Here is a 12,554-nt window from a genome sequence, read left to right as displayed (position 1 = left end):
TTTCATTTTTATCAACTTTCATCTTTTTTGTATAAGTATAAGAAAGTAGGCTTTTATATGGTACAGCCAAAAAAGACAACTCGACATTTACATGTCAAACCCTTCGTTTCAGTGATCCTTGGATGTGTTGGAATCCTTATTTTATTATTCCTGGGCACTCTATCCATCCTATACGGAGCTTCCTCTATCGATGTTGCAACGATTGTTCAAAGCGTTTTCCATTTCGATGCAGGAAATAGCCAGCACGTGATTATCCGGGAGCTGCGGATTCCACGGGCGGTCGCAGCGATTGCTGTAGGTGCAGCATTGGCAGTCTCGGGTGCGATTATGCAAGGCATGACGAAAAATCCACTGGCTTCTCCTTCTATCATGGGCGTCACAGCCGGATCATCTTTTGTTCTCTCTCTTGCCATGGCGATCTTGCCATCCCTGCCCCACCATTCCCTTATACTCTTCTCGTTTTTAGGTGCTGGACTAGGTGCATTTTTAGTATTCGGAATGGTTGCCTTGGCCAAGGGGGGCATCACACCATTGCGCTTGGTATTGGCTGGATCGGCAATTACATCCCTACTAACTTCGCTGTCGACCATTATTAGTATTCGCTTTGATATCGCGAAAGATATTAGCTTTTTTTATGCCGGCGGGGTTTCCAGCATTCAATTGCACCACTTGAGTTTCGCCATGCCTGCCATTGCCATCGGTTTAGTATTTGCAATTTTATTGTCCCAATCCATTACTGTGTTGAGTTTGGGCGAGGATATTGCCAAAGGTTTGGGGCAAAATACAACACGAATACAACTGTTCGGGACGATTACGGTCTTGATTTTAACCGGCGCCGCTGTTTCCATTGCTGGCATGATTGGATTCGTTGGTTTGGTCATTCCGCATATTACGCGCTTTTTTGTAGGGTTGGATTACCGTTTTATCATTCCGTGTTCTGCCATCTTAGGTGGGATTTTGCTATTAGGGGCTGATATCGTTGGACGCATGGTCAATCCTCCATTCGAAACACCTGTAGGCGCGATCACGGCCCTCGTCGGTGTACCTTTCTTTCTTTATTTAGCTAGAAAAGAAGGGAGAACATTAAATTGAACTCGCAAATGACGTTGAATACGCGTAAATTCTTCGGTTACATTTTATTCTTTTCCATTCTGATCATGATTCTTGTGGTATATAGCATGAATGCAGGGTATATACATATCCCTCTTTCCGATGTGTACGCGGCCTTAACCGGAAAGGGCACTGCTGCAAACGAACTGACAATCCTCAGTTTCCGGCTGCCCAGAATTGTAATCGCCCTATTGGTAGGTGCTGGAATCGCCGTTTCCGGAGCGATTTTGCAGGGGGTTACTAAAAATCCGATCGCCGACCCCGGAATTCTCGGAATCAATGCCGGGGCAGGATTGGCAGTTGTGCTCTATATGTTCTTTTGGCAAGGATCTGCATTTTTTTCAGGGCCTCTATCGATATTTATCATGCCCATCACTGCTTTAATCGGGGCGTTTTTGGCGGCCATTTTCATCTATTATTTTTCGATGAAGAATCGTGTTGTGACCGTCTCCCGTTTACTTTTGGTGGGAATTGGCGTAAACGCAGCATTTAACGCTGGATTGATTATTTTTCAGATGAAAATGGAACCTGCCGATTTTACTGCTGCACTAGTCTGGATTTCCGGCAGCATTTGGGGAACCAATTGGACATATGTATTGGCACTTTGTCCGTGGATTTTCATCTTCATCCCCTTGGCTATTTATAAAGCAAACTATCTAAATATCTTGAACCTGAACGACTCAATCGCGATCGGTCTGGGCATGAAGCTTGAACGTGAGCGCCGGCTGTTATTATGTATTGCGGTTATTTTAGCTGGTGCTTGTGTTGCCGTTGGGGGCGGTATCACTTTTTTAGGTCTCATCATTACACAAATTGTCCGTCGCCTTATTGGTGCCAATCACAAAAAGCTGATCCCTCTAACGGCACTGGCCGGTGCATTATTCTTATTGCTCGCAGATACGTTGGGCAGAGTATTCATGGCTCCTGCCGAAATACCTGTGGGCTTAATTGTCTCACTACTCGGGGCACCTTATTTTATGTACTTATTGATAAAGGGAAGATGACCCTACGAAAACAATCCCGCTCACTATAAGTGTGAGCGGGATTGTTTGTTTAGATAGGTTCTGGTAAACGCTTTTCTGCAATTTCTTGTAGCAGTTCACGTTTGAACGCTTCTAATGAAATCGTTTGTTGGTGTTCTTTTCTATATCCCCGAACCGTTACAGTTTGGTCTTGGATCTCTTGGTCCCCTATTATAAGCTGGTAAGGTGTCTTCTTTAATTGAGCATCTCGAATTTTCCTTCCCAGCTTTTCGTTTCGACCATCAATTGAAGCGCGAATTCCTGCTTTCTGCAAATGAAGATAAACTTCCTCCGCATATTGTTTATGCACCTCAGAAACCCCTATCACTTCGACCTGTTTTGGAGCCAACCAAAGCGGGAAAGCCCCACCGAAATGTTCGATCAGGATTCCCAAGAAGCGATCGATCGAGCCAAAAACGGCACGGTGAATGACAACCGGTCGCACCTTTTCATTTTCTTCGTTTATATATGTCAAATCGAACTTTTCAGGTAGTTGGAAATCAAGCTGGACTGTTGCACACTGATGACTTCGTTTAATGGCATCTTTAATGTGGATATCAATCTTTGGACCATAGAACGCCCCATCTCCCTCATTGATCTTAAATAAATAGCCCAGATTGCTCAGCACGTTTTCCAAAGCACGTTCAGCCTCATTCCATAAAGACAGGTCCCCCATATAATCCTCTGGCCTTGTCGATAATTCAATTTCATATTCAAAGCCGAATACTTTGTAGACATGATCAATAATTTTTAATGCCAATGTAATTTCATCTTCAATTTGCTTTGGTGTCACGAAAATATGTGCATCATCTTGGCAAAATGTACGAACGCGCAATAATCCATTCAACGCGCCACTAAATTCATGGCGATGAACTTGCCCAAATTCCGCCATCCGAATTGGCAAGTCGCGGTATGAATGCAAATCGTTTTTATAAATCAACATATGACCAGGACAGTTCATCGGTTTTAGTGCAAATTTTTGTTCATCCACCTGTGTAAAATACATGTTTTCTTTATAATGGTGCCAGTGTCCCGATTGTTCCCACAAACGCTGATTCATCATTAAAGGCGTACGCACTTCCTTATAGTCATAGGTTGTTTGCAAGTTTCTCAGGAACGACTCAAGTTCATTCCGTATGATTTGCCCATTTGCCAGATAAAACGGCATTCCAGGTGCTTCCTCGGAAAACATAAACAGTTCAAGCTCTTTCCCCAACTTGCGGTGATTGCGTTTTTCCGCTTCTTCAAGGAATTCGAAATGCTCTTCCATCTCTTTCATACTTGCAAAAGCCACCCCATAAATCCGTTGCAGCATTTGATTATTACTATCCCCCCGCCAATAAGCACCCGAGATGTTCATTAGTTTAAAGTGCTGCAATTTTCTTGTCGAGGGAACATGAGGCCCCCTGCATAAATCGTAAAAGTCCCCTTGTTCATAAATTGTAACCATCTCATCTTCAGGGATTGCTTCAAGCAGCTCTTGCTTCAATGGATCATGTGCGAAAAGTTTTGTCGCTGCTTCTCTCGATACTTCTTTGCGATAAATGGCAAGATCCTCAGCTACGATTTTCCTCATTTCTCGTTCAATTAAAAGCAAATCCTCAGGCACCAAAGTATGTGCCATTTCGATATCATAATAAAATCCGTTTTCGATGACTGGTCCTACTCCGAAATGGGCATCTGGATACAATCGTTTTACAGCCTGTGCCAACAGGTGTGCTGTGGAGTGACGAATGACCTCCAGCCCTTTTGCGGAATCGGCATCATGAATAGCAATTTGAGCATCGGTTAGAATCGGTCTTGTCAAATCATATGTGGTTCCATTTACACTTCCCACTACAGCTTTCTTCGCCAAACCCGGGCTAATTGCTTTTGCAATTTTGGTTAGCGATACGCCTTTCGCAAACATTGCTTGTTTGCCATCTGGAAATTGAATTGATACTTGTTGATTTGACATAATCATTCTCCTCTTCTATCTTTTTTTACGGGCAAATAAAAAAACACATACCCGTCCACAAAGGGACGAGCATGTGTTATAACCCGTGGTTCCACCCAAATTCCTACTCACACAGATGCATAAGTAGCTCATTCAAATGCAGATAACGCCTGCAAACGTTGCCGGTTTCCCGGCACAGCTCAAAGGTAGTAAACCATTTCGTCCAAATAGGAAACTTTCAGCCTGTGATTTCCCTCTCTTTTAATCTTCTCTAAAATGATTCGTATCCTCTTCATCGCTTTTCAATTGAAATTAGTACTTAATTTAAAACATCCATTAAAAATTGTCAACTCTTAAAATTTTTGGATATAGGTTCGACAACGATGGTCTGTAGTCATTTTTAGCCGTACATTTTGGTATGGCTTTCTTCGGTCGCATAGCTATTCACTTGAGAGATTGTGCCTCTAACTTGTGATTTCTTCACATTTACTAGCGAATTGTCACGCTCGCTTTGCGCCTTTTTCAAATCAAGCCAATTTCCATCCTACTATTTCCACAACATAATTTTGACTAGCTTCATTTCACTTCACGGTTTATCCAGCCCGGCATTATAAGGCTACCTCTTATTTCTTCTGTCAACTTGATTGACAATTTAACTTTATATATAACAATTAATCCTTACAAATGCGATTATTTCAAATTGGTCCTTAAAGAATAAGTACTTTTTTACTGAATAGAAAAAACACTTGGAAGTATTTATCCAAGTGTTTGACTCTGTCATTTTACATTAACTCCTGCGCCAATAAACGATATACGTTCAATCTTGCTTCCTGTGAATGCGGGATGGTACAAATCATGGCTTCATCAAACCCGTATTCTTCTTGTTCCTGCAACAAGATATCTGCCACTTCTTTAGCCGTTCCAACAAAATGTTGGCTTCGGTTCTCCTCGATCCATATACGGTCCATCTCGGTCAATGGGTAATCCTTTGCTTCTTCCGGAGTCATCCGGAGCAAGTCAACTTGCCCTCTATTAAATAAAAGTCGCGCGATATCGGCCGGCTTCGCTTGATACTCAGCTTCTTCCCTGCTTTCTGCAACCGTTACAAAATAGGAAATCATAATTTCAGGCTTCTCCATAAAAGGCGATGGAACAAAGTTCGTTCTATAGGCATCGAATACCTTTTTGTTCATATATCCATTGAAAAATTGTGCATAGGAATAACCTAGTCCCATTTTTCCCGCTTGGACGGCACTATTGCCACTTGAACCTAATAACCAGCTTTGCGGCAGTACCACTTCGTTTGGTGAAGCAGTCACCCGTTGATAATATGGATTTTGAGGTGCTTGGTCATTTAGAAAGTCCAACGTCCATTGCAATTTTTCATATAAATTATTTACTTGCGGCTGCCGCCCCTCAGCCAAGGCATACATGGAGTAATTATCGCCACCCGGAGCTCTTCCCGCCCCAAAGTCCACCCGTCCAGGCGCCAATGCGCTTAAAGTTTTAAACACTTCGGCTATTTTGTATGGCGAATAGTGCATAATCATTGTTCCACCGGTACCTACTCGAATTCGGTTCGTTTTGGCCGCGATATACGAAGCAGTAATTTCCGGTGCTGAGCTTGCAAATCCCTTTGTGTTGTGATGCTCAGCCATCCAAATTCGCTCATACCCCAGTTCCTCCGCCACAACCGCTAATTCCACCGCTTTTTTCAAGGCATCTGGTGCAGTATTCCCGCTCGTAATTGGCGCTTGATCTAATACACTTAATTTCATCTTGAAGACTCCCTTCTATATAAGCATCCCCAAATTTGATCTATTCATAAAAAACATATCAATACTATCGGAATTAATACCATTGTAAGGAATTCAGGATCAGAAATCTAATTTCATGCTTTCCCATTGATATTATGTCGAATACTTATCTGGCATTTCATTTTCACGCCATTTATGCAAAATCCAATTGACATAAACCGACACCCCATCATCATCAATATACCTTTTCCGTAAACTAGGTTGACGAAAATTCTAGACCCTCGTTTGATTGCAACAACTTATATTGATTACACTTCGCATTTCCTATTACTAGCAGTATTATTGCAGTAACATAATTTCACTCATTCGCTATTTCGACAATTCCATTTCGCAATATAGTAATATAGTCAACTTGGTTGACAAAAAACCACGGATCTTAACTGATAAAATCAACGCTCTGGGGACTCATCACTAGAAAACTGTTTGACGAGTCACTTTGGCAGACCATTTTCTGGATGCTCTACTTTTATCGACATGGATATTTTTCTGGAATAACTATATCGTAAACCAAGTTGACAAATATTATGAACATTAACTTTAAGTAAATAACCGTGGGCCGAGCTACTAAGAATAACTATCCTTTCAAGATATTTTCTCTAGATAACTTCAATTTTGTTTACACTTACCGACATTTTCCTATCGATTTGCCAGCTCATTCGTCAACCAAGGTTGACAAAGATTTGCGCACTCCGGATTGTTACATCACCCATGATGGAATCTGCATTTTGCATTGAATCATGATTTCCACTTTCATTTGAGGCAATTTCACTTACTCTCAAAAACCTTTTAAATTCGACACTACTGCAATTAAATAGCTGAATAACATCTCGTTTATGAAGCCTAATTATTTTATTAAGCCAGCAATATTGTATAAAATTAACATCAGAAATCTAATGAACTACTAACTAGACTTACTAGACATTTTAAATTTATACAGAAAGAAGGATGAAATCGTGGAAAATAGAGTCGTTTTGGGCAAATCGGGGCTTATTGTCAATCCGGTTGGTTTAGGTGCCAATGCAGTCGGAGGCCATAATTTATATCCGAATTTGGACGAGGAGGTCGGCAAGGATCTTGTCCGCAAAGCCATTGAAAATGGAATGAACTTCATTGACACCGCCTTTAGTTACGGCCCTGCACGTTCTGAGGAATTAATAGCCGAAGTTTTGAAGGAAAGCGGTAAACGGCATGAGGTGATTGTTGCCACAAAGATTGCTCAAAAGTTTGTGGATGGCAAGAAGTTGATCGACAATTCTCCCGCCTTTTTACGCAGCGAGGTGGAGAAGAGCTTAAAGCGTCTTCAAACAGATTATATCGATTTACTCTATCTCCACTATCCAGATGAATCAACACCAAAGGATGAAGCCATCGGAGCTTTAAAACAATTAAAAGATGAAGGGAAAATCCGAGCAATCGGGGTTTCCAATTTCACACCCCAACAATTGAAGGAAGCAAATAAAGATGGCTATGTGGATGCTGTTCAGGGAGAATATAATTTACTGAGCAGGTCTGCCGAAACAGACTATTTCCCTTATACCATCGAAAACAACATTGCTTTCATTCCATACTTCCCGCTCGCTTCCGGTCTGCTTACAGGAAAATATACTGCAGCATCCACTTTCAACGATTTACGTAATCGGCTACCCTACTTCCAGGAAGAAGTATTCGCGAAGAACCTGGAAAAAGTGGAGCGGGTCAGAAGCATAGCGAATCAAAAAGGCGTGGATGTGGCCCATATCGTATTAGCTTGGTATTTGGAGCAAGAAGCAGTTACGGCCGTTATACCAGGTGCGAAAAATTCTGAGCAAGTGCTGAACAACTTGAAAACTCTAGATGTCCAACTAACCAATGATGAAATTCTAGCAATCGACCTTCTCTTTAAAGCTTGATAAAAAAGGGTGATCCGTATGATCCATTCCATTACGGTCACCCTTTCCCATTTCACTATTTCAGTCCATATTCCCCTTACAAAGCTTCCGCATTCATAATTCATTCAATATGCATTTGGAATCTCCTAGATATAGTCAATCAAGCGGTTCTAAATTACTTTCTATTTCCTGCCTGCGATTTTCCAGGAATGGAGGCAATGCCAATTCCTCACCCAAGTTTTCGACGCTTGAATCGACTGTAAATCCTGGGTCATCGGTTGCTATTTCAAATAGGATTCCATTGGATTCCCGGAAGTAGAGACTCTTAAAATAAAACCGATCCACAATGCCCGATGTTTGGAATCCACGTTCCTTCACTCTTTCATTCCAGTGGGCTAATTCCTCGTCGTCTTTTACGCGTAACGCTAGATGGTGTATGCTTCCACGGCCAGGCTTTTCACTGGGTCCTTCCAATTCCTTCACTAGAATTTCTCCGAACCCTTGCCCATCGATGGCTTGCAACAAGATGTGTTCCCCCGAACGCTCCTTAACCGTAAAACCGAAGATTTCCGTCAAGGTTTTCTCCAGTTTACCAGCATTTTTCACTATTATTTCAATGGTACCCATCCCTAATATTTGATGTTCAGTAGGTACAGCCGACTGTTCCCATGCAGTCCAAAGCTTTGGCACCTCTTCTTCATTATTGTTCATCAACATTAAACGCAGCCCTTCAGGATCCTCAAAGGATAGTGCCTCCCTGCCCGCGTAACGCGTGATTTCATCATGTTTAACACCTAGTTCTTCAAAACGGCTTTTCCAAAATTGCAGACTTTCTGCGGATGGGACAAGAAGTCCGATCATCGTGATGGCATTCGTACCACGGTGCGTCCTTCCCACCATCGGGATTTCAAAGAACGTCAACCCTGTCCCGGGACTACCTATCAAGTCACCAAAAAACAGATGATACATGGATGGCTCATCTTGATTGACGGATTTCTTCACCCTGCGTAACCCCAGTGTTTCTCTATAAAACTGATCATTTTTCTTAGCATTTTTTGTAATCATCGAAATATGATGGTGACCTAAAATTGTTGCCATTTCTCTTCCTCCCTTTTCGTTGTACCGAGCTCCATATCTTACAGTCATTTTATCTCGAATTCGAGATAAAAGCAATCGTTTGATAACCAACGCCCCCTCCTTCCTATCTATATAAAAAAAACGCCCTCCACAATTGTAGGAGGACGCTCAAATTAAAACAGATAACTAATAAATAACCCAATGGATAATAAGAATGAGAACAGCGTATTCGTGATGGCTGTTGATTTCATCGCCACACGCATAAATTGCGGTTCCTTTTCACCTTTTTTGAATCCTTGTATCGCCGAAATCGGCTTTTTCACACTTAATAATACAACCAATGCCCATGGACTTACCGTGCCCATGAAAACAAGAACAAGTATCCAAATATATGAAATGGCAAAAGCAATTGTCAACGAATGGATGGCCTTCTCTCTTCCAAGCAGGATTGCCAGGGTTTTTCTTCCACCTTTTGTATCTTCTTCGATATCACGGATATTATTCGCCATATTGATGCCACCTACCAAAATACCGACCGGAATGGAAATTAACACCGAAGTGAAAGTCAGATCACCAGTTTGTATATAGTAAGCAATCAATACAAAGCCCGTGCCCATTAATGCACCTGCAAATAATTCTCCAAAAGGTGTATAGGCGATCGGCATGGGACCACCCGTGTAAAAGTATCCTACAGCCATACCAAATAGACCGATCACCACCAACCACCAACTGCTGCTCGCGCAAATATAGACACCAATCAATGCAGCCAGGACGTAAAGTAGAACCGCAACACTTAGGACATTTTTAGGCTTCAATCCATGGCGTACGATCCCTCCGCCGATTCCTACCGATTCGGCAGTATCCAATCCACGCTTGAAATCATAATATTCATTAAATAAGTTTGTCGCGATTTGAAGAGCCAAGCAAGCGACCATCATCGCAGTAAATAAAAGCCAGTCTATTTTCGTATCAAATAAAGCGATGACCGTTCCCAGTATAACTGGGGCAAACGTCGCCGTTAATGTATGTGGGCGAGTCATTTTCCACATTAATTTTGCGGGACTCATATTGTTTTCATTTTCCATGAATTGATTCAACTAACCTTTCGTTTATAGTTTCTCACATTCATTCATTATATCAAATTCACGGAAATGCTCAATCACAGCTCAAACAAATTACATTTGAGGGAATTGCCTTTATATATCTTTAACAATTCGATGTAACAAGTTTTACCCTGCGCCTGGTTATCTTTCTAAAAGGTGAGCAACAAGATTTTTTTACCGTTCTATTCAGCTTAATAGTTGAGTATTAGCTTGCAAACGCTTTGCAACTGTTCTTGAGTAAATAATTCGGCTGGGTCAAATTTATTCATGCTAATGTTTCCTTTGTTATTTCTGTAACATGTTCATTCTTAGTTCTCCAATAATTTCTTACTCCTTCTAATTCCTCTAAAGATAATTCAAAAAGATTCATACTGAGTTTTGTAGAAATTCCGCTGAAATAGATAGGAAAAAAATTAGAGAAAGTCAGTGAATATTATAGAAACCCAAATGCCCATAACTTCATCCCTCTTTCTAAGCAGAAAATTAGATCCGATTTAGCTCCAGTATTTTCTTCTCTATTATGAAAAACACGGTTGCACAACTGTGCTGTCACTTATCTATAGTTGTTTTAAAACGTTTTAAAAAAATGACAACAAAGTATACTCCGTTGTCACAAGTTTCATCCTTATATCAGCTAATTTTTTGTATATGCATCACTTGTACCTCTTGTATCCATTGTATCTCTTGTATCTCTTGTATCTCTTGTATCATTATTAGGAACAATACCATTGTGTTCCCCTACAATTGGGTCAGATTGTGAAATAAAGAAAAATCTTTTGAGCAATAAATTCAATTTACCTGAATACTCCAAATGTACAAAAACACCATTCCGAAAGGAAAAGTGGTCCCAAAATTTCTTCTATACTTAATTTGATTTAAGCGATTGCCATTTAAATTAATTTTCATTGATTATAATATTACACTGGTGTAATATTACGATACAGTACAACAAAGCGAAAGGATATTTTATGGAAATTACTAATGTTGAATTAATGCTATTACAGATTATCCGCGAACAGGAGACGGTTTCTGGTTATGAAATTAACCAGTTAATAAAAGAACGAGGATATAGGGAGTGGGGAGATATTGGTACTACATCTATTTATGTTGGTTTAAAAAAACTAAGTAAAAAGCAACTTGTAAATTCCTATTTAGATACAACAAAACAAGGTAAAGGACCGATGCCAAGAAAATTTGAAGTAACAGATGATGGTGTAAAATTACTGAAACAGAATACTTTGGAATCTCTATCATCTTCGCGGGAAAGAGATAATAGATTCGATTTAGCTCTTGCGGGCATTCCATTCTTAACTACAGAAGAAGTTTTGGCAGCACTTCAAAAAAGAAAAGAATTCCTTTCTGAAGTTGCTATAAACATTAATAAAAAATTTGATTCTCAAGGTGGAAAAAGACTCCCCTTTCACGTACAAGCATTATTCAAACACCCTCATTTATTAATTAAAAATGAAATTGAATTTATGGATACCTTAATAAAGGATTTATTATTGGAAAAAAGTGACGATAAGGAGAAGAGATGAATGTTAATAAAAAATTTCTCACCTTTTTCAGGCCAACACTGTGAAACTACTGCTACCGGAAGTTTGCTGAAAAGTTTAGGAATTGAAATGTCTGAAGCGATGTTGTTTGGCATTGGTGAAGGTTTAGGTTACATTTATTGGGACATGAAAAACATGGATTTTCCCTTCCTTGGGGGAAGGGTTAAACCAGATCTTCTTACCCAAAGAATTGTAAATAATTTAAATCTTCAAATGGATGTAAAGGAAACTTCATCCCCAAAAAAGGCGTGGGAATATGTTAAACAGAATATAGATACAGGAATTATAGTAGGATTGAAGCTCGACAGTTATTACTTAGATTATTTTACTAATAAGGTCCATTTTGCAGGCCATTATGTGGCTATGTATGGATATGATAATCGTTTTGCTTATCTAGTTGATACCAAACAACAAGGTGGTTTAGTAAAAACAAGCCTCGAAAATTTGGCATTAGCAAGAAACGAAAAAGGACCTATGTCTTCAAAAAATCTAGCTTATACGATCAAGAAAAAAGAAATTCTACCAAATTTAAAAGATGTGATTACAAAAGCAATCAAAAATAACGCTATTGCTTATATTAATCCTCCTATAAAAAATTTAGGCTATAAAGGTATTAAGAAAACAAGTGTAGAGATTAATAAATGGTTTGAGAGAAGTAAAAATATTGAAAATGACTTAGTATTAACAGCTACTCTAATGGAGCGTGGCGGAACAGGAGGCTCCCTCTTTAGAAATATTTACAGAGATTTCTTAGAAGAATGTTTGAGCATATTAGATAATGCCCTTTTACAAAACGCCTACAAACTGTTTACCGAAATTGCGCCTATGTGGGAGGAAACATCTAATCTTATCAAAAAGGCTGGAGAAACTCATGAAATACTATACTTAAATCAGGCTTCTGATCTTCTTTTGGAGTTATCAAACAAAGAATATGATGCAATGAAGCAACTATCAAGAATTAGTTAAATGTAGTGTATCCAGAAGCAATTGATTTAGAGAAATGTGGCATTATACTTATTGGAGGACAGCATGTTTTCTAATAAACGTAGCCGAGATGTGAAAAGG

9 protein-coding genes are annotated in these 12,554 nt (G+C 39.9%); 5 read left to right on the top strand and 4 right to left on the bottom strand.

Going from position 1 to position 12,554, the window contains the following annotated elements:
* The first annotated feature begins 57 nt into the window (after nucleotides 1–57).
* Nucleotides 58–1,092 carry a FecCD family ABC transporter permease gene (locus tag CD33_RS07615; RefSeq protein WP_036199735.1) on the top strand — a complete coding sequence of 345 codons (1,035 nt, stop codon included), beginning with the start codon at nucleotides 58–60 and terminating at the stop codon, nucleotides 1,090–1,092.
* Complete coding sequence (locus CD33_RS07610; protein ID WP_373906685.1) at nucleotides 1,089–2,114, top strand: FecCD family ABC transporter permease; 1,026 nt, start codon at nucleotides 1,089–1,091, stop codon at nucleotides 2,112–2,114. The genes CD33_RS07615 and CD33_RS07610 overlap by 4 nt, the downstream gene beginning before the upstream one ends.
* A 49-nt stretch (nucleotides 2,115–2,163) precedes the next feature.
* Here the strand turns inward: CD33_RS07610 and thrS are convergent, their stop codons facing one another.
* Together thrS and CD33_RS07600 are read right to left on the bottom strand one after the other, a co-directional pair.
* Entirely contained in the window at nucleotides 2,164–4,089 is a 1,926-nt protein-coding gene (gene thrS / locus CD33_RS07605; RefSeq protein WP_036199733.1) for a threonine--tRNA ligase, read from the bottom strand.
* A 761-nt stretch (nucleotides 4,090–4,850) separates the two neighbouring features.
* Nucleotides 4,851–5,846 carry an LLM class flavin-dependent oxidoreductase gene (locus tag CD33_RS07600; RefSeq protein WP_036199731.1) on the bottom strand — a complete coding sequence of 332 codons (996 nt, stop codon included), beginning with the start codon at nucleotides 5,844–5,846 and terminating at the stop codon, nucleotides 4,851–4,853.
* A gap of 992 nt (nucleotides 5,847–6,838) precedes the next feature.
* Between CD33_RS07600 and CD33_RS07595 the strand changes: the two genes are divergently transcribed.
* Nucleotides 6,839–7,774, top strand: a complete 936-nt coding sequence (locus tag CD33_RS07595) for an aldo/keto reductase (protein WP_036199729.1) — start codon at nucleotides 6,839–6,841, stop codon at nucleotides 7,772–7,774.
* 135 nt (nucleotides 7,775–7,909) lie between these two features.
* On the opposite strand, the gene CD33_RS07590 is transcribed toward CD33_RS07595, so the two are convergent.
* Nucleotides 7,910–8,851: a ring-cleaving dioxygenase gene (locus CD33_RS07590; protein ID WP_036199727.1), complete on the bottom strand. Its 942-nt coding sequence runs from the start codon at nucleotides 8,849–8,851 to the stop codon at nucleotides 7,910–7,912.
* 152 nt (nucleotides 8,852–9,003) lie between these two features.
* Nucleotides 9,004–9,915 carry a 1,4-dihydroxy-2-naphthoate polyprenyltransferase gene (locus tag CD33_RS07585; RefSeq protein WP_036199726.1) on the bottom strand — a complete coding sequence of 304 codons (912 nt, stop codon included), beginning with the start codon at nucleotides 9,913–9,915 and terminating at the stop codon, nucleotides 9,004–9,006.
* Between the two features lie 986 nt (nucleotides 9,916–10,901).
* Between CD33_RS07585 and CD33_RS20170 the strand changes: the two genes are divergently transcribed.
* Both CD33_RS20170 and CD33_RS20165 read left to right on the top strand, forming a co-directional pair.
* On the top strand, nucleotides 10,902–11,471 hold the full coding sequence (locus CD33_RS20170) for a PadR family transcriptional regulator (RefSeq protein WP_036199723.1): 570 nt from the start codon (nucleotides 10,902–10,904) through the stop codon (nucleotides 11,469–11,471).
* Nucleotides 11,472–12,455: a BtrH N-terminal domain-containing protein gene (locus tag CD33_RS20165; RefSeq protein ID WP_036199721.1), complete on the top strand. Its 984-nt coding sequence runs from the start codon at nucleotides 11,472–11,474 to the stop codon at nucleotides 12,453–12,455. It begins immediately after the preceding gene.
* Nucleotides 12,456–12,554: the final 99 nt, after the last annotated feature.

Origin of the sequence: Ureibacillus sinduriensis BLB-1 = JCM 15800 (assembly GCF_000772955.1) — a bacterium.
GTDB lineage: Bacteria > Bacillota > Bacilli > Bacillales_A > Planococcaceae > Ureibacillus > Ureibacillus sinduriensis.
Note: the sequence above shows the minus strand (reverse complement) of the source record. Positions and strands in the feature narration are given on the sequence as shown.

Coding starts and splice junctions, on each gene's coding strand:
- CD33_RS07590 (WP_036199727.1), bottom strand. CDS start 8,851: ATGGCAACAATTTTAGGTCACCATCATATTTCGATGATTACAAAAAAT.
- CD33_RS07600 (WP_036199731.1), bottom strand. CDS start 5,846: ATGAAATTAAGTGTATTAGATCAAGCGCCAATTACGAGCGGGAATACT.
- thrS (WP_036199733.1), bottom strand. CDS start 4,089: ATGTCAAATCAACAAGTATCAATTCAATTTCCAGATGGCAAACAAGCA.
- CD33_RS20170 (WP_036199723.1), top strand. CDS start 10,902: ATGGAAATTACTAATGTTGAATTAATGCTATTACAGATTATCCGCGAA.
- CD33_RS20165 (WP_036199721.1), top strand. CDS start 11,472: ATGTTAATAAAAAATTTCTCACCTTTTTCAGGCCAACACTGTGAAACT.
- CD33_RS07585 (WP_036199726.1), bottom strand. CDS start 9,915: ATGGAAAATGAAAACAATATGAGTCCCGCAAAATTAATGTGGAAAATG.
- CD33_RS07615 (WP_036199735.1), top strand. CDS start 58: ATGGTACAGCCAAAAAAGACAACTCGACATTTACATGTCAAACCCTTC.